This is a genomic window from Paenibacillus sp. J22P143 (genome assembly GCF_059692035.1).
On sequence record NZ_JCAUAQ010000003.1, the window covers coordinates 85,273 to 111,508 of the forward strand.

A 26,236-nucleotide genomic window follows, 5' to 3' on the forward strand; every position below is an offset into this window, starting at 1 on the left:
ATCCTTTATTGATATCTTTCTTTTCAATAAATCTTCCTACTACAGTTATATGATCCTGTTTAATTAGATCAAGACTTATCATAATTATTGTGAATATAAAAATTGGGAGACTCAGAATAAGTAGAGTGACCAACCAAATAGGTCTCTGCTCAATGATATTCACGAATATTTGTACTAAAGTAATAAAAGAAAATGTTATTAAACTAAATAGTGATAATTTAAGCGACTTTGTAGTCCTTGAATTCATTGTTTTAAGTCCTTTCACTTTTATCTTTCATGTCTTACTGACAATTACTAAACTGTCCTCTTCTTCAAATAACTTAAAGACAATAAACCTTTCACAAAGCAGACCATACTGATAGCCCAGATAACACCTATCCAGGCAATAGTTAAAGAGTTAGATATCGAACTTGTGAAAGCCCTAGTTTCAAGTATTCTTATCCACGATAATGCACCAAAGGTAAACAATATTAGGTGACTCAAAAACCACCCATAGCCAATCTTCTTAAATTTAACCATCAAACTAATCACTAGCACTAAAATAGGAATCATTACAATTAGTAAGCCTACTCTCAGATATAAAATGACCTCTTCTTCCATGAGCATAAAAACATCACACTCCTTACCGACACTAACAAATAATCCCATATATTCAGACGCTGCACATACATTGATAGTTGCGTATAACTCAGAAAAATGCACACGATCCGGTCGCCTGCCCTTCAAAGAAAAAAGCAGTCGATCCATAGTGATCTACTGCCTTCAAATCGTAACGAACTATAGTTCTGCGTTAATCTTGGATGAAACTATAAATCAATCATTTTAAACTTTAGATATGACTATTGAAATTACAATTCCTACAATTGAAATCCATACGAAATAAGATTTATAAATCCTGGAAATAATGGAATCCTGCTTCACTAAGTCATTCTTGTGGTTTTGCTGCATGTGCAAATCAATATTTCCTAAAGCGTTAGAAGCTCCAGTTGAACCTAATCCTTTAAAAAGTAAAGTTACTACCAATAGAATTAATGAGCCCATAAACAGATAATCAGATATTTGTTGCAATAATATCTTACTCCTTTTTAATTGCAGAATTTGTGACTTACAAACATATAATAAAATAGATCATTCTCGAAATTTGTCGATCTCTGCAATTTTTCATCAATAATTTACCAACGTTCAATTTTCGTTCACAATTCGTACACGTCGTATTTTGAAACTCCCAAAATTCCCCATATTTGAAGTATTCGAGAAGTGTTTTCGCTATCCTGTCCGGTTAAAAACAAAAGAGGAGCTGGCAGATTGGGACACTCTACCATTCATATGAACGGCAAGAAATGCACCTGCGGCAGCAGAGGATGCTGGGAAATGTATGCGTCCATCAAGGCGCTGTATGACCTGCTAGAAACAACCCCGCAGCTCCTCCCCTTTTCGGAAATTGTCCAAGGGATTCAATCGGGGGATTCAAGAATAACAAGCGCTGTGCATGAGATTGGCCATTTTGAAGGAATAGGACTGGCTAACGTCATTAATGCATATAATCCTAGAGTGATCTGCATTGAAGGACTTCTTGCCTTGCTTGGTCCAGCTCTGATTAACTCCTTATGGCATACACTTCATGAAATGATTCGGCAGAGGTTTCTACAAAATCTAGAGATTTACTGTTCGGATTTAGGAGAGCTCGGTATTGCTCACGGAGGTGTTTCGATGGTTTTAAGGCAACTATCAACGACAATTATTCATTATTCTTTGTTGGAGTAACCGGAGGAAGCATGATCGTCCGGATGAGGAAATAACCCAAAGACCCACAGCAGTCTACTGTTGTGGGTTTTGTTTTTAACTGCTTTACAATAATTCCACTCGCCGCTTCGCCTACTAATAATTTGTCCAATTTCTCTAAACCCCTGCATATATTAACTGTACAAAAAAACATTGATTTCTATCCTAATTTGTATTATAACTTAAATTATAATAATTATTATTTAAAACTAATTTTAAATTGAATGGAGAGGTAGAAATGAACTCAATGGATTCTGCTAACTCAGGAAAATGCCCGTTCTCGCATGGAAGCGCTACAAGTCACCAATCTAGTGGTACGACGAATAGAAACTGGTGGCCAAATCAATTGAATTTGAACATTCTCCATCAACATGACCGCAAAACTAACCCTTTCGGCGACGATTTGGATTATGCAGAGGAATTCGGAAAATTAGACTATCCAGCACTTAAGCAAGATCTTCGTGATCTCATGACAAACAGTCAAGATTGGTGGCCAGCTGACTACGGACATTATGGTCCCTTCTTTATACGTATGGCTTGGCACTCCGCAGGTACATATCGCACAGGTGACGGCCGAGGTGGGGCTGGAACCGGCACGCAGCGTTTTGCTCCTCTTAACAGCTGGCCTGATAACGGCAACCTAGATAAAGCTCGCCGACTACTGTGGCCGATTAAGCAAAAGTATGGCAACAAAATCTCTTGGGCCGACTTGTTCATTCTAACGGGTAATGTCGCTATTGAATCGATGGGCGGTAAAACATTTGGTTTCGGCGGAGGACGTGCGGACGTGTGGCACCCAGAAGAAGACATCTACTGGGGTGGAGAAACAGAGTGGCTGGGGGATAAGCGTTATACCGGCGATCGCGAGCTTGAGAATCCGCTTGCCGCCGTTCAAATGGGTCTTATCTATGTGAATCCAGAAGGTCCGAACGGTAAACCAGATCCGCTTGCAAGTGCACGCGACATCCGCGATACCTTCAAACGGATGGGTATGAACGATGAAGAAACCGTTGCTCTCGTAGCCGGTGGACATACATTCGGCAAAGCCCACGGGGCAGGCGATGCTGCGAATGTGGGTGCAGAGCCGGAAGCCGCTCCTGTCGAAGCACTAGGCTTAGGTTGGCTCAGCACACACGGCTCAGGCAAAGGTCGCGACACCATTACCAGCGGTATTGAAGGGGCATGGACTGCGAATCCGACCCAGTGGGATAATGGTTATTTCGAGCTCCTATTCGGTTACGAATGGACGCTTACGAAGAGCCCTGCTGGCGCACAACAATGGGCTCCAGTAAATCCTGCTGCAGAGCATCTCGCACCAGACGCAGAAGATGCATCCATTCGTATTCCGACGATCATGACTACCGCGGATATGGCATTACGTGTAGATCCAGCATACGAGAAAATCTCTCGTCGTTTTTATGAGAATCCAGAAGAGTTTGCAGATGCCTTTGCTCGTGCATGGTTTAAGCTCACGCACCGTGACATGGGTCCTCTAGCCAGATATCTGGGGCCGGAAGTTCCTGAAGAAGTACTAATCTGGCAGGATGCAGTGCCAACTGTAGATTACGCATTAACAGACGCAGATATAGAAGAATTTAAAATAAAGATTCTAAACTCCGGCCTTACTGTCAGTGAACTGATAACTACGGCTTGGGCTTCGGCTAGCACCTTCCGTGGTACGGACATGCGCGGCGGCGCGAACGGTGCTCGCATTCGACTTGCACCACAGAACGAATGGGAATCGAATCAACCCGATCAACTGATCAAAGTGCTTACGATCCTAGAAGGCATTCAAGAAGACCTAGATGTCAAAGTAAGCCTCGCTGATTTGATCGTACTAGGTGGCAGCGCCGCGGTGGAAAAAGCTGCGCGTGACGCAGGCTTTGATGTAACGGTTCCTTTTACTCCTGGACGCGGTGATGCAACAGATGAGCAAACCGATGTAGAAAGCTTCGCAGTGCTTGAGCCGGTCGCTGATGGTTTCCGCAATTATCTGAAGAAGCATTTAAGCGTAGGCTCAGCAGAGCTTCTAATCGATAAGGCTCACCTGCTAAACCTGACTGCACCGGAGATGACAGCTCTTGTTGGGGGCATGCGTGTTCTAGGTACGAACTTCGGTGGCACCAAGCACGGCGTATTCACCGATCGTGTCGGCACACTCACGAACGACTTCTTTGTTAACTTGCTCGATATGGGCGTACAGTGGAACCCTATAAGCCGCGATTTATTTGAAGGACGCGATCGCAAGACGGGTCAAGTCATTCGCACAGCAACTACAGTTGACCTTGTATTCGGATCAAACTCCATTCTGCGTGCCATTGCAGAAGTATATGCGCAAGACGATAACAAAGAAAAGTTTGTGCGTGACTTTGTAGCTAGCTGGGTCAAGGTAATGAATGCAGATCGTTATGATTTGAATTAAAAACGTAATACTTTGTATAACATTGAGCAGTATTATCGTTACATACTGCTCTTTGTTGTACTAAAATTAAATCAGAAAAAAACACGAAATGAGGTGATCATAATGAATAAGGATACAGTATTAGACCATATGAAAGAAGAAGGGCTGCGTCTTACTCCCCAGCGTATTCATATCGTCGAACTCCTATTCGAATTGTCCCATCCGACAGCGGAACGGATCTATTCCATGATTACCGAGAAATTTCCTTATGTGAGTCAAGCGACAGTCTACAACACGCTCCGAAAACTAAAGGGAATCGGTGTCGTCAAAGAGCTTACGAATGGCGACAAGTCCAGCAACTTTGAAGTGAACGAAGCGGAACACTGGCATTTTAATTGTAAGGTTTGCGGGGAGATCTTCGATTTGGAGCCGAGTAAGAGCGAAGCACTGATGGCAGTCGGTACACATAACGGTTCGTTCCAGGTCGACAACTATCAGGTAGAGTTTTATGGCGTATGTGCGAAGTGCAAAGGTTAAGACCAGAACTATTTTCACTAATTCAACCACTTTATCTTCCCCCAGTCAGCGCTTTCCGGTAATTTCCCATATCGCAAGAAATCTTCCTGTGCTCCCCCCCATTTTCCCCACAAATTGAATATGAAAAAAAGCCATGCAGGCTGCATAGCTTTTTGCCGTGATAAAACCTATAGCATCAATTTCGGGAAATTCGTTAAGATTTCTTTATGGTGTAAGATCCAAACCGTTCGATTTCTTCAATAGCCTTGTGTCCAAAAGACTCGATTAGCTCATCGGCTCGGATTTTGGTTCCCCCTAGTGTTAGCCCGTCCCAGCGTACAATTTTACCGTCCTTAACCAAAAAGTAATCATCCATACGATAACCTCCCAGATTATTATTTTGGAAATCTCTGTGCGCTTGCCTACGCAGAGTATGAATCTGCCTACCCCTATTTTAGCACACTCTGTCCTAGGGAAACAAAGTGAACCTTTACTACATAGACAAAACAATTCAATTTATAATTTGATCACCTGTGCCAATTCGCTATTCGGCACCAAGGGGCCCCCATTTGCAAATTAGCGTTACGCGATAACGCTAATAACGCCAAAAATTGATGTTTCCTCAGGTTTAATCACAATAGCGTTGCAGCCATCACTTTATTTCTAGCTTGAATGAGAAAAACTTATATCGAAGTAATTCGAGGAAGAGCGACCGCGTTTTAGATGTAGTTTTTATCGCCAATAAGAATTTGTTCTTCCGAGTACCGGAAACTTATAAATTCTTATGTGGTAGCAAAAAGCCCGAAATATGATGATGCCATCACCTTATCTCGAGCCAAGCCGCAATCGCATTCGTACCTATCGACTAGAACCATAGAATTACAAACGCCGATGAACCACTATATTTTGTAGTGGATCATCGGCGTTTATTGAAGACTTTGTAAACAGCTGTGTCCTTCAGTTGAAACCAGCTGGGAATAACTCTTTAAATATGATTATATTCATCAATTGACTGGTGACTTGTAACTTCCGAATCCTCATCAAAAGCATCTATTCCCCCATTGAGCTGTTGAGCATATCCGCGAATCAAATCGTAATCCTCTTTATTATCCATTGATCCCTTTTCAGTTATTGATTCTTCATTATTTTCCTTAATATTCATCCTACCCACTCCTTCCTGATTTAGATAGAATTTCCTACAAAACATAATATGATACGTCACTAAATACAATACCTAAAAATTTGTGCCTAGCATTCTTTCAGCTCATTTGTGTTGATAAGCGAATCAGCCCGTTTCGTTTCAATTCCATTATCCGATTTTCCGACCTATGGCCCCGACCATATCACTAAAGACCTCTTCCCAGTCAAGGTTTACATTTTCAATTGTATACGCTGGAAATGGCAGCATATCAAGCAGCCTCAATTCGATCCGCTTGCGATTTTCCATAAACCCAATATTTTGTTCCGTCGCGAAGTGGGGGCTTGAACGGATGGAAGAAATCCAAACCTGCTGATCCCGCACAACCGGCTGAGTTAAATAAATCACCACAGGATGCAAAGCAGCAATCTGATCGGCGATTCCCTGAATATGCTGTTCGATATGATGATCTACAGCTTGATAATGACCTAACAAATCATGAATCTGATGCTGAAAAAACACGGCTTCGAACACATATACCTCTTCTGAAGTGTTGGCAAGCTCAGCAAAACGTGCCCATTGCCGCTGAATCGAATAGGTAAATTCTGATATTTCAGCAACGGGTGAATCCGTCCAGCATAGCTCACGGGACATCAGTTCGGAATAGAGCGCATCCAACTCGTTAAATTCCTTAACTTCACGATAAGGAATCAGATAATTGCTGCCATTTTTTATGGCCCATGAACGAATTTCATTTACGGTGTCTGGATACCGCATCAGAAGTTCCTTATATTCCTCTTCGCGAAAGAAAGCGTGCCAATTCAAACTCGTTGGATGCCCTTTTGCACCTTCGTCATAGAAACGGGAAGAAATACCTTGCTGTACCAGGTAGCCATGCAATCGTTCTGCTAACGTCGATTTGCCAGTTCCGCACAGCCCTTCAACCAAAATCAATTTGCAGTTCTTTCGCATGCGAGTTGCTCCTAATTCATATTTACATGAGTTCTTGCAAGTGCAAATTCAAAGATTCCGACTATTCATAATAAATTGCTTTACAACTTCTGCATATTTTTCAGGTTCTTCAACTCTAACATATTGTCCACTTTCAAAAAACGTCTCAAAACAATTATTCATAAATTTCTCTTTAAACTCGTTTATTTGTTGTTCACACGTTATTGGATCATGTTAATTAGTTATTGCGACCATTTAAATTAATAAATAGAAAAAAGAATCATCCTTAACCGAAATGATCCCTTTTTAAGTATCAATAAATAAAATTGCTGCAGGTGAGAAAAAAGAAGACGTTCAACGCCCGTTAGCTAAAAAAATTATATTACCGTTAAAATTTGATTTTTATGATGGTTGTCGTGATCGTTAAATTCGTGAATGATGTAAAGCAAGGAATAGGGTGTGCCCGTGTGTGGGCAAGATTCTACTCCGTTCACGGTAACATGTTTAGAAACCACGTCTGTATCGGCTAACAGTATTTCAGCCAGTTGAAGTCGGGTTTGCTTAAATTCATTGAGCAGGCGATCTTTAGATACTCCCGATCTGGCATATTCATAAGCTATTTTGTTAAATGAATCGAAATCCGGAAATACCATTCCTTCTCCATTTTTAATCGCTGGTATAATCGTCAAGATGAGGTAAGTATCCCAATTTTTAAGATGCGAAATAATTTCTCCTATTGATGCTTTTCTTTCAGCGATAGGTTGTAACCAGATGCTCCCGTGTTCGTCATGTAAGGTATCCGTCCACTCTGTAAATTCTTTATACCGTAGAATCGTTCTTTTACCCAAGCTAATCATATTGGAGCCTCCATTTCACCTTGGAATAATAACCTATTCTATGATACCGAATATACGTTCGTTTGTGAAGGTTAATATTTAACTCTTTTAATGAGTTAAATCAAAGAACGTAATACCGGCGACCTCCCGAAGCACGTAATACCTGAGATCGATGGGCCGAATTTGAACGGGCTCTACACTCGTCTCTATACCGATGCTTTTTGCCATTAGACTAGCTCTGAGAGCGTGAAAGCCATGAGTAACCAATATGGCACTGGAATACCCGTGCTCTTTCATAATTGTTTGGCTGTTGAGTAGATTCTGCATGGTCGAGTGGGACTGCTCTTCTAGTATCAGAGAAGTCTCTGGCACTCCTTTCTCCACCAGATAGCTTTTCATCACTTGGGCTTCGGAAAGTGAGTCCCCCGCCCCAATGCCTCCCGACAGAATCAAATGGTCAGTTTGCTTGTTACGGTAGACTTGAAGGGCGATATCAAGTCTTTCACGCATCGCGGTACTTGGCTTGCCTTCCCAAACGGCTGCTCCAAGGACAATGGCACAGTCGCTCGGTTTGCCATGGGAGGATTTCCAGGTGCCCATCACCCGACTGCTCATCCATCCTACATACACTCCCGTTAAAATTATTAATGTGGCAATCACAAGGGCCATGCGAACGTAAAGTTTTTTCTTAATTTTCACTGTTTCCTCCATGCTGTCTAGGACGTTCTATTTGAGGGAAGGAGTCTTTAAAATCGATTGAACATTAATGGATCAAAGTAAGTAATCTTCAATCAGTTGATTGATTGAAGAGAGCTGTTTATTCAGCCAGTCATTCCTTGTTTGAAATTGACTTAGGATGTAATTAAAGTTTCGCTCGATATTTTTACCGGAATAATGCTGACCGATGTAAATGTGAAGTACAGCAACATGGTAAATTTGAGTCAAAAGCTGCAGTTGATTCATTTCTTGATAAGTACATTTTCTAAATTTAGAGTAGCCTCTTATAAATGCCTCCGTCATATCCCATGATCCGTTTGTCAATTGAATTATGTGATTAAGGGAAATGGTAAATTCCATAAAGCTAATATCAAGTGAAGTAAAATCAAAATCCAAAACACCGTTAATTTTGTTCCCTTTTGAGAGTAAGTTGTAGATTAATACATCATGATGAACTAGTTGCTTCGGCAATTTTATTAATTCATTTTTATTTTGTTCCACAAAGTAGATCGTTTCTTTATAAAAGTTAAGTGCTGTTTGAGGAATTTCAAAAGGTGGAGCCTTGATAAAAGATGCAATAGCATCATAACCGGCTAATGGATGCAGACTATAAATTTCTGTGAAAGGAACCCCTTCAAATTTAAACTCTGCTGCGCATTGACTAAGTGCTGAACTGATTTCACCTACAACAGAACCAAACTCTGTGGCTTGCTGAACATTAGATAGCTCCGGAACTGCCCCTTCAACAAACGAAACGATCGCACCTAATGTTCCATCGGAAAAGTGTACGTAATGTTCGCTATCATTCGTATTCAAGAATACTGGCACGACAAATGAAAGATTCTGTTTACTCAAATACATTGTTATTTGATCTTCAAATATAATGCTTTCTACATTTTTAGTATGACGATTGTAGATTCGAATGACATATTTTTGATCATTCATTGTTAAAATTTTCGTTAGGTTAGTCAGACCGAATGGTACTGGATCGATATTGTATGTAGAATCCTCAAAGTATTTACGAACGATCACATCAATTTTTTCTTGCATATTATCCCCCGATCCAGCATCCATTCTTTTTTGAAATGGATACTCAAAACAGAGTATCACAATGAGGGGATTTAGGGAATATTCACTGTATGGAACCAACTGGTTATAAGCAGCTGACTCCTCAAAGTCAGCTGCTTATTATTATTTTTTTTATATTTTATTTTACAACCTTTTCAATGAACCTTTGGATGATAATGGATAATTGTGCCCTGGTTGCTGTATCTGTCGGAGCAAGAATATTATTTCCATAGCCGCTGATTAGCCCTGAGCCTATTGCCCACTCCATGGGTTCTTTAGCCCAACTTGATACTTTATTTCCGTCAGTAAAGGCATCCACGTTCTTGGCACTAGAAATGTCATATCCTTTATGCTTTGCATAATTGTATAGTATAGTGCATAGTTGTTCTCTTGTAATGTCATCATTCGGTCCGAAGAGCCCATTTCCATAGCCACTTATAACGTTGTTTGATGAAGCCCATGCAACGGCGTCACTAAACCATGTGTCTGTCTTAACATCTGTAAAGCTGCTTTCTAAAGCTGACGGATTTCCTTCCAGTCTATAAAGAATAGTTACTATCATGGCTCTGCTGGTATTTTGATTTGGGCTGAAGCTGTTCTCGGATGTTCCTATCATAAGCCCTTTTTCGCTCACAAATTTTATACCATCATAGAACCAATCATCTTCTTTTATATCGATGAATTTTTTGATAGATTCTGCAGTCCCCGGAATTCCTACTTCTTTTTCCTTAATAAATGTAGGCTCAACTTTAGCCCCGCCTACAGGCATGATAAAGCTATAGGTGCCGTCTGCATTTTTAGTGATTTTTACTTCCTTACCGTTTTGATCGAATACCTTAATATCATCCAACTTATAGCCCTTATCGGGTGTAACGGTAATGGCAATCTTGGTTCCGGCAGTTGCTTGGGTTTTGTCATAAGAAACCGAACCGTTTTCCGCCTTGGCACCTATCGACACGGAATAACTTGTAGAGGTACTGCTACTTCCGATAGTTGGAGCTACCGGTGTTGCTTCTACCGATACGTTGATGGTATAGGATACCTCAGTTGCATCGTCTTCTGCGGTTACTACTACATTCCAGGTTTTACCCCCATCGGTTGTCGTGGCAGTACCTACAGTTGTATGAACATCAGTGGTAGTTACCACGATATCAGAGGCTGTAAGGTTCGCTAATACTGTATCGTGCGGAAGTACTACGTTATAGACAGTATTATCGCTGCCAGAAACGGTGGCCGCTACTCCAGCGACAGTTACACTTGTAACACTGGCATCAGAGGCTGGTCCTGATAATAATGTGTGCGTTACGCTCGGCCCGTGCCCGGTCCATTTTCCAATGGCCACCTGGTTCCGAGGTAGTTCGGTATTATTTTTACCGGTAAAGCCTGTGGAGCCGCCAAGTCCGCCTGCGCCGGACGCATATTTCAGAATCACACTTCCCGCTTCCACAGAGATTGTATAAGGAATATTGGGAAGAAATCCGGCAGTTGAAAGCACATAAGTATTTTGACCCGGTTGAACGGTTGGTTTCGCGTTTGTTTGAACTGCTCCACCGTCCACCGGCACGCCGTTAATCATGATGCGGTAGCCGGCAAATCGCGCGGTATCGCCATTGGAATAATCCGTTACGTCGTTTTCGTTCCATGTGAGGGTCATATCTTCCCCAATCCACCTACCGCCGCTGACGGTTAGATTGCTATCGGGAGCCCACTGCGGAAGCTGCATTAAGGTGCCGGGAACGGTGGTGATCGTAATCGGACCTGCCACAGGCCCTTCCTGTCCAATCCAGTTGACGGCCTTCATCCTAACATCATATGTCACGCCATCTTCCAACCCCCACAGCGAGTAACCTTTCCGGCTGGAATTGTCAAAATAGGCTTTGAATGTGCGGGTAGCGTATTTGGGATCTTGCGGCGTTGCCGTTAACTCGTAATAATGCACGCCGTAGACAGCATCGGTAACGGCATTCCAAGCGAAATCCTGCCAGGAAATGCCCGTAATGTCTGGAGCTTTAACTTTAAAATCCGGCGATGCAGTCGAGATTGTGGATGCACCAAGCGTTGCATCACCCGTAGTTACCAAGTTCTCCAGCAGTTCGCCAATCGAAGCGTTTGCACCTGTCGTCTCCGTTCGGACCGCAACTTTGTAAGAGGTATTTGGGCGCAACGCAATTTCCGTGGATTCCGACACCGATCCAGAACTCATTACAATCTCTTTTTGCTGATAGCCATGACCATCCTGCATATCAACCAAAACGACGTACTGCGTCGCATTTTCGATGGCGGGCCAATCTAAAGTGACCTTATAAGTATTGGCCGTCACGGTGAGTGCGCCACTTCCATTCAACGCATCCGGCCTGCGGTTTGTGGTCCCAACGCAATTCTCGATCGTGACGTTCTTGCTGTTGGTGGTGGAAATGGATCTTTGAAGACCTGTAATGTTGCGAAAGGTAACATCCGACATGCCATTTATCGCAATCGTACCAGCGTTTGCTCCTAAGTAAGAAAAGATCTTGATATCTTCGAACGTGAAATTGCGCAGCACTGGGCTTTTAGCATAGGCGGAGCTGCCGGGTGCCGCTGTGTTAATCAGCGGTACGATAGAGTTTGACACCGTCATATTGCGTACTAAAATGTTTTCGAAGGTCAGCGGAAGCTCGCTTTCCGGGCCGAAGGCTGTGCTGGCGTTGCCGTCGCTGTAGGATGTGTCAATCACAATCGTACCGTTGTTTCCACTGAGCATATAATTGACCGCATTGTCGCGCACGACAATATTGCGGATACCTCCGCCGGTAGTAGCGCCGGATTTCATACGCAAGACGCCATTACTTCCTGTTTCGCTCGTATTATAGACATTCTCTTCCGCGACCATATCGCCGATCCAGCCGCCGGTATGGCTACCCATCGCCAACAGGCCGCCATGGCCGTTACGCACAAAGTTATTGAAAATTCTGCCCTCTCCGCTTGCCACTTTGTCAGTCAAATTGCGTACTGCCGTGCCCTGACCGGCTGCAAAGTTGATGGCGTCGTCGCCGGTATCCCAAAAGCTGTTCATGACCATAAGATCAAGGCTGTCGCCAAACTCGACACCGTCGCCGTTGTTGGCGTCGAACATCATTGTAACAACGCCGTTCACAGCAATCTGCTCGGACTGATAGTTGACAATTCCGTGGAATGCTGGATTATAGAAGGTGAGCCCCTCGTAATACAGACCATGCACGCCGCGCGCTACCGTCAGGTTGGGGCGGGCATTGTAGAATTGCGAGGTACCGGCATTCGGTGTTTGATCCTGACGCGACTGCCACATCGCATCAGCAGCGAGGATGCCTCTTACCGCGGCGGAATCAGATGCGCTATTATTATCAACAGTGGAGTTGCTGCCTGCCTGGTAGTTCGGCAATCTCCAACCATTTCCGGAAGGATCATCGAAGCCTGGAGTTGGATCCACCGCCGTTTTGTTCTGTAAGCCGCTTCCGGAGGTGGTATTCTTCCATCCGTTACCGTCAATTGCGCCCTTACCGACGATGCGAATGTTCTCCAAGGAGCCATGGTCCCAGGATATAGCATTCAACAGGCCATATGTCCGGATATCCTGTGAATAAGGATAGACCAGAAGGCTGCGCGGATAGTGGTCAAAAACAGGAGAACCGAGCAGCACAGCCCCCTCTTCAATTTCGAAGGTCATATTGCTGTGTAGAAACAATGATCCACTTGTATAATACCAAGGCGCCGCATTGTTTCCGCTTCCCTTCAATACAGCCTTGCCGCCCGCAGGGGTGACGTCGATCGCAGCCTGAATCGCGGCGGTGTTGTCTTCGATTTTTTTAATAACCGTTGCATTATTGTTTGCGCGACGAATTGTATTGTCGCCAGACTTATCGGTAATATAGGTTGCGCCATGGTCAGCGGCGTCGATTACGATAGGTGTAGACGCGGTTGAAAAGATAAGCGGCGCACTAAGGTCAGACTTTGTAGTGTCGGCGTAAACGGCCCGCACCTTAAATTCATACATCGTCTCGGGTTCCAGACCGGTCGCCATAAAGGAAAGGTTGCTGATCCGATGATGATTCGCGTCTAATTTCTCGTAAAATGCGTCCATATACGCACTAACATAGGAATAATTCTTTTTAAAATTATCGCTGGCAAGTCCGAGGCTGATTCCATCCTGGAATACCTCATAGTCCACGATTTTTTCTGTACTCTCGTAATAGTCGTCCGGCTTCTCCCAGATAAGTACAATTTTTGATTCATCAAATGCTAATGGAGGTACGGATAAGTTTTGCGGCGCCATAGAATAGCCGCCCACCGCATGAACAGGCATTGCTGGAAATAATCCAACCAACAGAGCCAGTGAGAGCATGAAACTGTAAAAAATATTAGCTTTCTTCTTCATTTAGATTTCCTCCTGTTGTTAAAACCTAAAGCATTTACCTTTAGCCTCTATCCTGTACTGTGGGAAAGTGGTTTTCATTTCCCCACAATTCCCGCCCCTATTTATTTAGAGTGCTAATATGTATAGCTACATTAAATCAATTTCGGAGAATAACAGATATAATCATTTCTTAACATTTTTGTAATAAAGCCTGTATAATAGGGCAATTTGTGCAGAATACAATATAAAGACACCTATGATTACAAGTAAAAGAGCATCCACCAGAATCGGGTCCCGGTTAAGATGCTCTTGATTGACTTTCTTCTTGTATTCAGGATATCTACCGCTTGTTCGCCAAGTTATTATAAACTTTCACATAATTATTCCTATTCTAGTAACTTAGTGAAAAAGTTGCACTTTTTGTATTCATCTTTTGAGAGTTCAAAAGCTATTTGTTCTTGCTGACTTACGCCTTTTATTGCGTATAATTTGCCTCCACCATTACGGATTATCATAGGTCCTTCAGGTGTATTTCTACCCACCTCACCATTATAGGTTGGGTACGGACTTACTTGATTATTCACTACCCCTATTTCTTTATCAATCTTATCGATTGGTACAGACTCGGTAACCAACTCATAAATAATGTCATTCCAAGCCAAAGTTACACGTACTGTTTTACCGTACTCCAATTCATTTTTACGACTCTCGGTTTGTGGAGCTGAAGAACAACCTGAAAAGATTATTATTAAAGTCAATATAATGTAGAAAAACTTCGAATTCATGATCTCACCTCTAAAGGAATAGTCGTTACTTTACAGTCGTTCTAGGTTTGATTGGATACAAAGAACCATTAAAAATAATTCTTTATTTAGTTAGAAGAATGAAATACAGTTTAATAGATTATATTTCCCTTTATTTACTATAAACTTACTAAGGATGGATTCTGATGAGTAAGAGAACAGCACTCCGATTAACTCTAGGTTTTGGACTATGCCTACTAGTTTCATCTGGAATGAAGGCTGGTGAAGCTAATGCCGAGTTTACGGATACAGCAGGCCATTGGGCAGAAACAGCCATTATGTGGGGAGCAGAGCGAGCATTAATAGACGGTTACGACGACAAGACGTTCCAGCCTGACCGGACTATGTCGGAAGCGGAGTTTGTGACTTTGTTTCTTAGAAGCTTTGGTGCGCAACAGAACATGGATCCCGAAGTAGCATGGTCCTCCCCCTACTACGAGACTGCACAGAGTTATAACTTGCCTGTTAGAGGAGCCAATCAGATTGAAGAGCGGGACAAGCCTATTAGCAGGACAAAGGTTGCCGAGTTGGTGTCGGGTGCAGATGGCAAACATTACACAGGTCAAGATGCTGTAAGGTATTTGCTCCAGATGGGCTATGCTCAAGGGAAAATCAGTGAAGATTACTCTGGAATTACGGTGTATGCGTATCGAGGGGAAGAGAACTTGACCCGAGCTGAAGCGTTGACTTTCGTCAAAGGGCTTCAAGAAAAAGGTTGGACAACGGTGCAAGTACGACCGAAAACCCCTTCGGATCCCTCAGAGCTAACCAGCCTCCCAGGCGAGAAGCTGAAGGGATATCAGACCAGCAAAGGACAGTCTGGTCCCGTCCTTTATTTTACATACGAAGTTGAGAACGGAAATGTGGTGTTCACCAATAATACAATGGGTCCCGATGATCCGGCTTATAGAGTCCGCCTTAAAGAGAAATACAATCCGCATATAAATGATTATGTCTATTCCATCGCGAACAGCTTGTATGATCCAGATCGGGAGAAATTGAACTTGAGCTATAGTCGAAAAGGAAATGCTGCCGTCTCAATCACGTTTGGTACGTACGATATGAGTTTACAGTCAACGGGTCTGCCCTATTTCAACAAACCATTCGAATTTGAGGTTTTCGAGGAGCTGGATCATTCCCAGAATAATACGATGAAGTTGTACATTTCCCGCTTATGGGGAAACCAGATGAAGACCACGCAATTCGATGACTATTACATCAACAAACTTCGAAACTCCTTGATCAGTATTCTTGGTGAGAATGAAGGTATGCTGATCAGTAATTCCTTAGTGGACGAGATGAAGATTCTCGTACATGACCAATCCCAAGTTCAAGATTGGGATCTTAGGAGAGGGGACCCCGAACTTGATTACAACAGATCGAGCCATCTCTCACTTTCATCGATGGACGTTTATATCCATACGTCGATATCAGGCATTCAAGTGAATTTTATTACCAAAGCCGATCCCAATGCAAAATCAACCCAATATGTTGTCACCCCGGAAGGACAATATCTTCTGGAAGACGGTAAGCCGGTAACCTACAAAAATGTATCCCTGCAAGCCTACATGTCCATTGAAAGAAAGGGCGCAGTAATTGTACGACAACCGGACGATGTTGAGGTCTCGAAGGAGGCGATCTCAACTCCGCACGGACCCGCTTCAATGGTTGAGAGACAGTTTACATTTGTAGATGATCCCGAACGCAAGCAGCATACGATGTATGTGGTCACCCTACTCCGACCAATGCCAGGAGAGCCAGATAGCAGAATAGAGTATACGCTGAGCGGGATTGTAATCGGGCAGAAGGATAGCGCTAAACAGGATATGCTGGAATTGATTCAAGGTTGGGTTATTCCTGAGTTATTGAACAATGTTAAGGGAGAATAATAAATTGAGTTGAATGTGTTGAATTCACGCTTACGCGAAGAGGCTGCCGATTATGGCAGCCTTTTTTAATATATCGCCGCGGCGCATGATCTCGGCTATGACGATTGAATCGGTCCATGTGAACCACGCAACGATGTCACTGTTGAATGATTTACCTTTTACGAAACCGACGAATCATAAAAGAAACCAAACCTAGAATAACAAAAACCGTAAGTAGAATATTTAAATACCGCATTGTTACAGAAGTCTCTTCACTTGTAAACTCACCATGATTTAAAGCTTTGTTATATTCTACGCCTCTTTGAACGGCAATCGCTTCTTTCGTACTCATCCCTTTTATCTCAAATAATTTCGTTCCAACAGGAATGGTATTAGAATCTCCGTTTCTTTTCGGCATTGGATGAACATTGCGTTTTACTTCGCCAATTTGTTGTCCAATTTGATCCAAAGGAACTATTTCTTTCAGCGTGTCGTAGATGTTGTCGTTCCACAACACTCGATCCGAAGGATAGGTTGTGGCTTCAGTATTCGTTGTAATTCCAAGTACACAGATCGTTAAAAAAATAAAATATGCCCAAATTCGCAGATCAGTCACCACCATATTTTAGAATATGAAGTCGTTTGGATTAAACTAAACTACTTTTTTGCGTAGTCCTTTTTCCTATTAGCATAAAAATAATTGCTGCAAGATGTAAGAAAAATGTAAACGGACCGAAAGTAAAATAAAGGCTAGCCGGAACTAACCATACCATCGCTAGTATATTTAACAGTGGCTTGGTTAAAAGTGAACCGAGCAATCCAAGTAAAGAAGGTAGTAACATAAAATACAAATTAAATGTTCCAATTCCGTTAGCAAAACAGGCTATTATCACGATATAAGTTAAGGAGGCAATGACGCCAACAGTAGAACCAGTTCTCCTGCATTGACGTTTCTCTCGCTCCTCATCAGTTTCAAGCCATTCTCTTGATAATGTACCTAAGAAAAGTGTAATGCCATTTTCATCGCATATTTCAATTTCAAAATTGTTTTTATCATAAATCTCTACAATTGTTCCTGATTGCCCCTTTTGGAGTTCATATTCATGATGATCTTTCGTAATTCTTACTACATCAAATTGCTTCAGTAATCTCACCTCTTGACTGTATATTACCTCTACTAACATATGCCTGAACCCATTTAATTTCATTTTCTGGATCTGATATTCCTAGATAATATAAAGGTTTAACTGCAATTTTCATTAATGATTTTTCGAGATCAGATCTATAGTAGCAAATATGTGCAATAATAGAGAAATTACCAAGAGCTGCACCTTCGCAGTTTTGACTTGGCAGGAAATTATCTACATGAAATATGATTTCTTCGACAGAGTATTGTGATTTTTCTTTATGAATGTTCACGTGAATTCGAACTTTACTAAAAAATTTAATTTTAAGTATTCGTGAACCAACCACAAAACCCCTTTTTATAGAATAATTAGCGTATCATAATTGGTGTGGTTTGGCTGGTATCTGGGTAATACAAGCACTTTTCAAAGTGATTTTAAAAGAGCAATTTTATACACGAAAGATGGTAGATTGTTATGAAGAGAATAATGTTGATGCACTTGAAGGAGTGTGTAAAATTTGCGAATAAGACGTATTATCTTATCCAGTGTAATGAAATAAATGAGAAGTTCTATCCAAAGAAACCACTCCATTGGCTGGAGTGGCATTCCCTTTACTCGAACAAATGCTGCCAATGTGGCAGCATTTGTTTTTTCACTATAGTTCTCTCCTTAGCTCAACGGATTTTAGTCCCGGCTAGCCTATTACTCGAGACCTCTTTTCCCTAATCATCAAAATACCCGATACAAGGTACAGAAATGAAGTAATTCCAAACCATTTAAAAATACCCGGGGTCATGGCCATATACAGGCTTATCGGAAGTGAACACACAAATGCAATAAACATAAGGGAATGCTTTTTAATAACGGACGCTAATAATGCTACACAAGCTGGAATAAAAAGCGTAAATAAAGTATTTAACAAAACGTCATTGTCAGCACGCTCATGCGTGTATGGATTGTAAAAAATACATATCATCCAAAGTATCATCGAAGCAGCTGAAGCTAGTAAACCAATGAGCTTCGTTATGTTCATTGTCCATCTCCCCAACAAAAGTCCGTCATGACCTGCCTCGAAGCCCACTCCACGATAGCTGCCTAAGCTCCGATGCGGTTTGCCCTGTCGTCTTTTTGACTAGACGAGCGAAGTGATGTGAGGTCTTGAAGCCGCAACGATACGCAATCTCGGTAATGCTGAGGCCCGTATTGGTCAGCAGTCCCACGGCTTGGCTCACGCGATAACGCCATACGTACTGAATCGGCGTCGTATGCTCGTGTTGTCTGAACAAGCGAACTAAGTGCTCGGAAGATACGCCTACAAACTCTGCCAATTCATTCAGCGTAAACTCATTCGCGAAATTCTCGGATATCCAGGAAATCGCAGCATATACAGCAGGATGCTTTTCTTGCTTTTGCAATGCATCTTTGGATTCTGAGGGATACAACTGCAAAGCGGCAAGTCCCAAGCTGATCAGCAAAGGGGCGGTAGCAGCTGTTTGCTGTTCTATCCGCAGCATCAGATCTAAGAGACGATTCATATTCTCAGACAACGGAAGACACTCAGGCAGTGCGGAAAGCTGCTCAAGGACTTCTCTGTCCAAATCGAGCACATGAACGGCGATCCAGCGATGCCAGGTATCCTCTGTTTTGGAAAATGTAAAATATTCCTCATGCCCAGGCATTAACATAATGAGATGTCCTGGCTTGACATGAATCGTTCGATCACCTATGGATACATCCATTTCTCCGGAATATAGCATAACAAGCTGAATATCCTGCTGGATGCGCGGACCAAATCGGCCTCCAGGCGGATATACAATGGAGCCAGCTGTTACTGATTTTATCATATTGTATGAGATGATCGTGCCATCCGCTTCCCGCATACGAATCCCCCCTTTCCATATAGTATACTCTCAAACCAATAAATATCAATTGCAGATACATATTCGTTAACCTCAGCCATTGTCGATAGATCCTAATCGTCGTAATCTAAAGGAGAAGGAACAAACAGTATGAAACATAAGGAGTGTGCGCCATGAATACGACATTCACATCACCTATAACACCGCTTACGCAGGAACAAATTGAGTTTTTCAAAGAAAACGGATATTTCCTATTTAAAAAAGGTATGAGTGACGATTTAGTTGATGCCTTTAACGGACACATATATGATATCCGCCACCAAGAGTCTGTTCCCCAATGGGCCGACTGTGAAGAAAGTAAAAAGTTCTCGCTTCGCTTGTTCAATCCGCATAAACACGACAGTTTTTCTCGTCAATTGATGAAGCACACCATTGTTCGAGGCGTATTAGCCCAACTGATGGGCAAGGAAGCGGTATGCGTACAAAGTATGTACTTTTATAAAGAGCCTGGATCGCCAGGACAAGCAGCCCATCAAGACTACTATTATATTAAGAACGATCCTATGACCATGATTGCAGCTTGGACGGCCATGGAAGAAAGCGTAGACAAAGAGAATGGCTGCTTATGGGTGATGCCCGGCACGCATAAACTAGGCCTGCTGCCTCATGGTGCCGTCAAAAATCTCGAAGAACACGAACATTGGACCGAGGAAACCGAGGGAATCGATACCAGTAACCAGATTCCAGTTATCATGGAAAAGGGCGACATTTTATTTTTCAGCGAGCTGCTCATTCACTCCTCCACGAAGAACCGCAGTAAGGAACGCTGGCGCCGATCCTATGTGTGTCACTATATTCGAGAAGACTCCAATATCCTGTTCCGCGAGGATCTGCGTCAGAAATACCCATTGTACTAGCAAAAGGAGAAGATAAAGATGAATAATTTTCGTTTGGATATGCAGCAGTCCTGGTGGGCAATGGGCGGACTAGGCACTAATGGCAAAGAATGGTCGACGGAAGAACGATTCGAAAAAATCGCAGAAGCCGGTTATACTAGCATATGCGGTTGGATTCCCGCCAAACAAGACATGGACGATTGGCATCGGCTTCTGGATAACTACAAGCTAGGGTTTAGTGCCTTAGCCTTTCCGCGTAACGTGAAGGATATCGTAGATACACTGGATGCTGCAAAAGCCTTTGGCCGTGTTTCTTATATCAACGCGCAAGTTATGGACGCATTCGTCGTTGATAACGAAGCTGTTCGATTGCTCGAGGGGATTTTGGCTGCTTCTGAAAAGGCTGCCCTGCCAGTTTATATCGAGACACACCGTGGGACCGTCACACAGGATTTAATTCGAACGGTTGGTTATTGCAATTCGATCCCCCATTTGCCGCTGACTATCGATCTTTCACATTATGTCGTTGCAGGAGAAATGAACGGCACCTCAGATAACGCCGAGGTACTATTCAATCGACTGCTCCTGCAGACGACTTGCATTCATGCCAGAGTATCCGATGGTGAGAAAGTACAAATCGATGTAGGCGCGGAAGGTGATCACCCGATGCTCAGCCATTTCAAGAGATGGTGGCGAAAGGGGATGCAGAACTGGATCGCCAACGCTCGCCCCGGCGCTGCTTTACCTTTCGTAACGGAGCTGGGACCTCCCGGCAACTATGCCATGACGTATCGGGATGCTTCTGGGCGAGAGTTGGAGGCCTCCGATCGTTGGAAGCAAGCACTTTTATTCAAAGAAATAGCTGAAACCATATGGAACGAAGTAACGCTTGAAGTGTCCACAGCAAATAAATAGCCAGTAGAACTGCCACAGGCTTTGCCTGTGGCAGTTCTACTGGCTTCATACTTCTTATGCCACAATCGGAGTCAATATAAGCAAACATTTGCTCAAGTTATGCAATGAAAACGTTTTCGCCATACCCCAAGATAAAGAGGAGATCCATATCGAGCAGTATCGAAGGAGTTCTTCCCCATGACGAATCCGAAGAAACTAGGTTTGTTTGCCATTACATGGCCTTTATTTATTGAATCGTCACTTCTTATGTTTATGCGTACCTCGGATACGCAAGTGGGATTCCAACAGCTGGGGGTCAGCTTGTATATTCGGTAAGCCAGCTTATGACGACATATTTTATCACTCAGCTGGGTGCTGAGATGCTTTCCACTCGGATTTATACACAAAATATAATGACGTTCATCATGGTCCTGGCCATTTCCTTAGGACGGGGAACTCAAATCATCATTGGACGACTAATCGGTGCAGGTGAAAAGGAAGAAGCTTACAAGCAGTTATTTCGCAGCTTGCTGCTTAGTTTATTACTTTCACTTACAGCGGTCACTTTAACCGTTTTGTTCAGAAAACAGTTAATCGGAATGTTTACGGACAACGTAGAAATTATTACATTGGGGGCTATTTTACTGACGTATGGTTTTCTCCTAGAGCCAGTACGCTGTTTAAACATTGTAATAGGCGAATCTCTTCGAGCTGCGGGTGACGCGAGATTTATACTCCTAATGGGCATGTGTGTCATATTGGGGCTGTGTGTCCCGCTAACTTATTGGATAGGCGTGCATTTGGGGTACGGGTTGGTAGGTATGTGGTGCGTGTTCATCATGGACGAAGCAATTAGAGGAATTGTGTTATTATTCCGCTGGAGAAGCAGAGCATGGGAGAAGAAAGTGTTGGTGAGCAGAGAGGACATGTCCTAGTTTTGACGACCAGCAGCACCAGGCTTTCAGGCCAAGAGCGCAAGATTTCCTGGAGAAGTACCCGGTGCCATCGCTGCCGTAACATAGGTTGGAAGCGATACTGTTATGAAATAACATAAGCTTAGAATAATTGATAAAAATCTTAATTTGGTTTGCATAGTCCATAAACACTCCTTTAAATTTCAACATTTGAAGTAAGTATTCTTTAACTTAAGCAACGCCATAAAAATGTAAGATATCCATCCTTTCAAATTATTTCCATAAAAAACAAACACACCGGTAAGTGGGATCTATTTTACGCTTCTTACCATGTGATTAGGTGGGCTAGACATATCTTAATCCGAATTTCAATTAACTGCATAGAAGAACAAAAATGAAAAACACAGATTTTTGAACAACTTGAACTCCAAAGTCTGGACATATCTCCAAAAAGATGAACAAACACGGAATAGAGGAACTTATAATTGAATTTTCAAATGACATTCCCCACACAAACGGAAATAACCGCTCTTCTTGAAGAAGGCAGTTATCTCGCAAATAATGAGTCAAAAGGGGGAACTTTTTTCATGTATTCACTACGAATAGGATTACATGCAAAGTTCCCCAGTTACTAAAGTGCATGATTACTTTGGGTTTAGTTTCTTACTTAGTCGCTTTCCAAGCATCCAATTGCTTTTGCTTCTCAGCAATAATTTTATCGGAGCCTGCTTTTTTCAACTTCTCCAAGAATTGCGGCAAATATTTCTCAGGGTCTACGGAACCGGTGGAGATTGCATAATAAAGTTCATCGATGGCAGCGTCAACGTTGGCCTTCTCTGCTTTAACCGGTGTAAAGTCAAATACGAAACCTAACGCATTGGAAGGTGTTGCATTTTTATTGAGATCTACCCACATTTGCGTAAACTTCTGATCGTTTCCTTTTGGGTCACCCTCTGACAAATAAGTGAGTGACATATTGCCAAATTCCCAAGGAGAACTCATTTGGAAGCCGCTGTCTTTGATCGCTTCGATTCGGTTATCCGCGACTTTCTTGTAATGCTTACCTTCAACGCCCCAAACCAGTGTGTTGTAAATTTCTTTGTCGGTGTTAAGCAGATTGAGGAGCATCATCGCTCTTTCTTTGTTTGGCGAATTCGCAGAGATCGCCGTTATGGTGGCTGCAGCTTTATCCGTTGTCAGAAGCGGCTTCACGAATTGGAAGTCGTATGATTTGGTATCTGGATTGGCGTAAGACATCCTTCCTGGCGCATCCATGCCAGCTGCAGCAAAGGCCACGGAGTCAATATCGATCTGGCCTATAGCTAGGGCGCTCTTTCCAGCTTTGCTATCTGCCGTATTATCTTTCAAGGTAGCTGCGTCTTTCCGTAAATATCCTTTCGTGAACCAGTCTCTCATCATCGTGATATACGCTTTGAATTCTGGCGTTTCGTATTGATTGACAACCTTACTTCCATCTTTGAGATACAAATCCCCTGGCGTCTTCGAATCGCCTAAAGTTTCAAGTCCGAACATCGGCGGAGCCGTAAGGAATGGATCGGCCGGTTGAGAATATGCCCAAGGTATCAGATTAGGCTCGTTCTTCTTTACCGTTTCCAAGAATGGCGTCAAGTCCGATAACTTGGTCACAGATTTCCAATCTAGTTTGTACTTATCCGCTACTGCTTTCTGAATGATATAACCGTAACCAGCTGTTGATTGTTGGAAGACGGGCACACCATACGTTTTCCCTTTCACCTTCACTGCATTCCAGAACATATCTGGAATCCCTTTCTTCATATCTGGATATTTGGCAATCAATTCATCCAATGGCGCATATGCTCCATTCGCCACATTTTGAAAGTAGTTGTTAAAACCTGCCGCTGTCCAAACGAGATCGTAGGGTTCACCAGAAGCCATGCTGACTTTCATTTTTTCTTCGTAAACGCCCCAATCAACGCCCTTAAGTTTAACCGTTGCATTGATTTTCGGCTTAACGAGCTTATTCAGAGCATCTTCTACGGTCTGCATATCTTTCTGAGGCCCCGCTGGGAAATAGTAGGATAATTCAACTGGCGCTAATGGGGCTGCTGTTGGTTGAGCTGTTTGTGCTGCCGCCGTACTCGGTGCAGGAGCTGAAGCCGTTGGTTCAGCCTTCGGTGTGCTGCACCCCGTAATTGCGACGGAAATACCAATACTTAGCATAACAAGCGAACGTTTCATTTTCTTTGATTTATTCATTGTGTGACCTCCATATGTTTTGAATTCCGCAAGCCATTTTCTTTTCATGACAGCAATGATTTGATACTCCTATCATAAGTCGAATACGAACGATCTGAATACAGAAAAAATACAGTAAAACACCTAATTTGAGTTTCTATAGGTATTCCAATCTTGGCTTAATAGTTATAAATATTATACATGAGTTGCGCCGCTTCCGCCCGAGTCGTTGTTCCTTTCGGGTGAAGTTTGTTGTCGTAGCCGTTGATTAACCCTGACTTGACAAGAGCAGCGATACTGTTTGCAGCGTAATTCGAAATTTCTGGAGTATCCGTAAATGTGCCAAGTTCGGCTTCCGAAGCATCGATTGCCAGCTGCCCGCTTATTCTAAGCGCCTTTTCCGTCAGCACCATCATATCCTCTCTTGTAATGGAAGCCTCAGGTTGGAACAGGTTATTTCCACTTCCATCCGCAATTCCTAAGCCTCTGGCAGTTCTTACTGCTTCGTCATAATACTCGCCCTCGTTAACATCTGCAAATCGATCGCCCAAAGGCCCTTGCAAATGAAGCGTACGCAATAACAGCAATAGAAAATCGGCTCGAGTTACTTGCTGCAACGGACTAAATTCGCTGTCTGTCGTACCATTAATAATTCCTTTGGATGCCAAAACTTCAATCGAATGCTTCGCCCAGTCCACGGAAGAGATATCATCGAATGATTTTTGAACGAACGCAATCGCATACGTGCTGAAGTGTGTAGTCGAGAACGTAACTTGACCTGTGGCTGCATCATACTTGCCGTTCGGTACCGTATGAATGTTGCCTTGTCCATCTATATACCAGACGACGATATGCTCTGGATTAAGCTGTTCCTCGCTTGTAGGAGAATATGGTACGCTCACGATTACGGGGGCTTTCGGGTTATTGAAGGCAATGGTTTGACCGCCGGATTGAACGGTGAGTTCAATTACCGGATGAGATCCGACTTTATTCTGCACGCTTGCGTCTAGCTTGCTGATGTCTGCTCGAGAGATAAGCAGCTCTGTCTGGCTATCCGTCAAATCACCTTCTCGGAACATATTGCTTGGAATAACAATAGAAGCGATAGGTGTTCTAATTTCAATTTGATATTGTTTCTTATCGCTTGACATTAAATTTGAAGGTATCTGTTGCATATAGGTCGTTGCATCGGCTGTTTGCGGAATTTCAAGGCTGATTGTTCCTTTTCCACTTGGATCAGATTCGGCTTGTTTTTGAGCTTGTTCCCATGCAGCAGCATCAACGGTGGACATTACAACTTTAGAAGCAGCGTCAACCTTCACTGCAGGTTTGAGGATGATCGACTCTGATTTCGTTTCGCCTTTGCCGCCTCCCGTAGAGGTTGCAGGCTGTATATGGGCTGATACTTTCCCATTGACTGAAATAAGGTCAGCATCTAGCTGTGAATTCACCAATTTCACGCTTTTCAGCACAATATTGGCCGTTCCTTCCACCACTGCGCTAAAGGTTATTTCGGCCAATTTCGCGTTGCCGTTTTGACCAGGCGTATTTCCAAATTGCGTATGTGCAATTTGAATGTTGTTCCCGTCCACAATAGGTTTTATTGCATAGCCACCGCTTTGGCTGTCACCGCTTATAAACCTGATCTTGCTAGCATCGTATGTCAGATTAACCTCATACGCATACATGTCGCTTAACTGCTTCCCATTCACCGTTACTTGAAAGCTGTCACCTGCCGCAGTGCTTTCGTTAGAGATGGTCAATAGAAACTGCGGGCCTGCGTCTGCATGAATGACATTTTGGGGGAATGTAGTCACAATTAAAAGGAATGCCAGCATACATGCGAGCAGTGTTTTCTTCATCGGATAAGTCATCCTTTC

The 26,236-nt window shown here is 42.9% G+C and carries 22 protein-coding genes; 8 read left to right on the plus strand and 14 right to left on the minus strand.

Annotated features, from left to right (window positions below; all coding sequences use genetic code 11):
- Nucleotides 1–294: 294 nt before the first annotated feature.
- Nucleotides 295–747, minus strand: coding sequence for a hypothetical protein (locus AC58PQ_RS07670; protein ID WP_497241375.1), 453 nt, complete (start codon nt 745–747; stop codon nt 295–297).
- Between the two features lie 510 nt (nt 748–1,257).
- On the opposite strand from AC58PQ_RS07670, the gene AC58PQ_RS07675 reads away from it, so the two are divergent.
- The 3 genes from AC58PQ_RS07675 to AC58PQ_RS07685 all read left to right on the plus strand — a co-directional run bounded on the left by AC58PQ_RS07675 (nt 1,258) and on the right by AC58PQ_RS07685 (nt 4,720).
- Complete coding sequence (locus AC58PQ_RS07675; RefSeq protein WP_497241376.1) at nt 1,258–1,764, plus strand: ROK family protein; 507 nt, start codon at nt 1,258–1,260, stop codon at nt 1,762–1,764.
- Between the two features lie 256 nt (nt 1,765–2,020).
- Nucleotides 2,021–4,204, plus strand: a complete 2,184-nt coding sequence (gene katG / locus AC58PQ_RS07680) for a catalase/peroxidase HPI (protein WP_497241377.1) — start codon at nt 2,021–2,023, stop codon at nt 4,202–4,204.
- A gap of 102 nt (nt 4,205–4,306) precedes the next feature.
- The gene (locus AC58PQ_RS07685; protein WP_497241378.1) at nt 4,307–4,720 is read left to right on the plus strand and encodes a Fur family transcriptional regulator; all 414 of its coding nucleotides are present in this window, start codon (nt 4,307–4,309) and stop codon (nt 4,718–4,720) included.
- A 193-nt stretch (nt 4,721–4,913) separates the two neighbouring features.
- On the opposite strand, the gene AC58PQ_RS07690 is transcribed toward AC58PQ_RS07685, so the two are convergent.
- From AC58PQ_RS07690 to AC58PQ_RS07725, 8 genes are all read right to left on the minus strand, one after another.
- Nucleotides 4,914–5,075, minus strand: a complete 162-nt coding sequence (locus AC58PQ_RS07690; protein WP_477594521.1) for a hypothetical protein — start codon at nt 5,073–5,075, stop codon at nt 4,914–4,916.
- A 609-nt stretch (nt 5,076–5,684) separates the two neighbouring features.
- Complete coding sequence (locus AC58PQ_RS07695) at nt 5,685–5,861, minus strand: hypothetical protein (RefSeq protein WP_497241379.1); 177 nt, start codon at nt 5,859–5,861, stop codon at nt 5,685–5,687.
- A gap of 147 nt (nt 5,862–6,008) precedes the next feature.
- Nucleotides 6,009–6,809, minus strand: coding sequence for a P-loop NTPase family protein (locus AC58PQ_RS07700; RefSeq protein WP_497241380.1), 801 nt, complete (start codon nt 6,807–6,809; stop codon nt 6,009–6,011).
- Nucleotides 6,810–7,165: 356 nt separating this feature from the next.
- The gene (locus tag AC58PQ_RS07705) at nt 7,166–7,645 is read right to left on the minus strand and encodes a DinB family protein (RefSeq protein WP_497241381.1); all 480 of its coding nucleotides are present in this window, start codon (nt 7,643–7,645) and stop codon (nt 7,166–7,168) included.
- An 87-nt stretch (nt 7,646–7,732) separates the two neighbouring features.
- Nucleotides 7,733–8,239, minus strand: a complete 507-nt coding sequence (locus tag AC58PQ_RS07710) for a YdcF family protein (protein WP_497241382.1) — start codon at nt 8,237–8,239, stop codon at nt 7,733–7,735.
- Nucleotides 8,240–8,395: 156 nt separating this feature from the next.
- Nucleotides 8,396–9,391 carry a phosphotransferase gene (locus tag AC58PQ_RS07715; RefSeq protein WP_497241383.1) on the minus strand — a complete coding sequence of 332 codons (996 nt, stop codon included), beginning with the start codon at nt 9,389–9,391 and terminating at the stop codon, nt 8,396–8,398.
- Between the two features lie 157 nt (nt 9,392–9,548).
- Entirely contained in the window at nt 9,549–13,766 is a 4,218-nt protein-coding gene (locus AC58PQ_RS07720) for an S-layer homology domain-containing protein (RefSeq protein WP_497241384.1), read from the minus strand.
- A gap of 398 nt (nt 13,767–14,164) precedes the next feature.
- Nucleotides 14,165–14,563, minus strand: a complete 399-nt coding sequence (locus AC58PQ_RS07725; RefSeq protein ID WP_497241385.1) for a hypothetical protein — start codon at nt 14,561–14,563, stop codon at nt 14,165–14,167.
- Nucleotides 14,564–14,727: 164 nt separating this feature from the next.
- Here AC58PQ_RS07725 and AC58PQ_RS07730 point away from each other — a divergent pair, with 164 nt between their 5' ends.
- Nucleotides 14,728–16,470, plus strand: a complete 1,743-nt coding sequence (locus AC58PQ_RS07730; protein WP_497241386.1) for an S-layer homology domain-containing protein — start codon at nt 14,728–14,730, stop codon at nt 16,468–16,470.
- Nucleotides 16,471–16,621: 151 nt separating this feature from the next.
- Here AC58PQ_RS07730 and AC58PQ_RS07735 read toward each other — a convergent pair whose 3' ends face one another.
- The 3 genes from AC58PQ_RS07735 to AC58PQ_RS07745 all read right to left on the minus strand — a co-directional run bounded on the left by AC58PQ_RS07735 (nt 16,622) and on the right by AC58PQ_RS07745 (nt 19,456).
- On the minus strand, nt 16,622–16,918 hold the full coding sequence (locus tag AC58PQ_RS07735; protein WP_497241387.1) for a hypothetical protein: 297 nt from the start codon (nt 16,916–16,918) through the stop codon (nt 16,622–16,624).
- 178 nt (nt 16,919–17,096) lie between these two features.
- Nucleotides 17,097–17,633: a DUF4926 domain-containing protein gene (locus tag AC58PQ_RS07740; RefSeq protein WP_497241388.1), complete on the minus strand. Its 537-nt coding sequence runs from the start codon at nt 17,631–17,633 to the stop codon at nt 17,097–17,099.
- A 1,001-nt stretch (nt 17,634–18,634) separates the two neighbouring features.
- Nucleotides 18,635–19,456 carry a helix-turn-helix domain-containing protein gene (locus AC58PQ_RS07745; protein ID WP_497241389.1) on the minus strand — a complete coding sequence of 274 codons (822 nt, stop codon included), beginning with the start codon at nt 19,454–19,456 and terminating at the stop codon, nt 18,635–18,637.
- 152 nt (nt 19,457–19,608) lie between these two features.
- Between AC58PQ_RS07745 and AC58PQ_RS07750 the strand changes: the two genes are divergently transcribed.
- The 4 genes from AC58PQ_RS07750 (at nt 19,609) to AC58PQ_RS07765 (ending at nt 22,160) form a co-directional block, all read left to right on the plus strand.
- Nucleotides 19,609–20,352, plus strand: a complete 744-nt coding sequence (locus AC58PQ_RS07750) for a phytanoyl-CoA dioxygenase family protein (RefSeq protein WP_497241390.1) — start codon at nt 19,609–19,611, stop codon at nt 20,350–20,352.
- A gap of 18 nt (nt 20,353–20,370) precedes the next feature.
- On the plus strand, nt 20,371–21,246 hold the full coding sequence (locus tag AC58PQ_RS07755; RefSeq protein WP_497241391.1) for a sugar phosphate isomerase/epimerase family protein: 876 nt from the start codon (nt 20,371–20,373) through the stop codon (nt 21,244–21,246).
- 177 nt (nt 21,247–21,423) lie between these two features.
- On the plus strand, nt 21,424–21,561 hold the full coding sequence (locus tag AC58PQ_RS07760) for a hypothetical protein (RefSeq protein ID WP_497241392.1): 138 nt from the start codon (nt 21,424–21,426) through the stop codon (nt 21,559–21,561).
- A gap of 8 nt (nt 21,562–21,569) precedes the next feature.
- Nucleotides 21,570–22,160 (plus strand): MATE family efflux transporter, encoded by a 591-nt coding sequence (locus AC58PQ_RS07765; protein ID WP_497241393.1) that lies wholly within the window; start codon nt 21,570–21,572, stop codon nt 22,158–22,160.
- 642 nt (nt 22,161–22,802) lie between these two features.
- Here the strand turns inward: AC58PQ_RS07765 and AC58PQ_RS07770 are convergent.
- Nucleotides 22,803–24,377 carry an ABC transporter substrate-binding protein gene (locus tag AC58PQ_RS07770; RefSeq protein ID WP_497241394.1) on the minus strand — a complete coding sequence of 525 codons (1,575 nt, stop codon included), beginning with the start codon at nt 24,375–24,377 and terminating at the stop codon, nt 22,803–22,805.
- A 158-nt stretch (nt 24,378–24,535) separates the two neighbouring features.
- A complete protein-coding gene (locus AC58PQ_RS07775) occupies nt 24,536–26,218 on the minus strand; it encodes an S-layer homology domain-containing protein (protein ID WP_497241395.1) in 1,683 nt (560 codons plus the stop codon).
- Nucleotides 26,219–26,236: the final 18 nt, after the last annotated feature.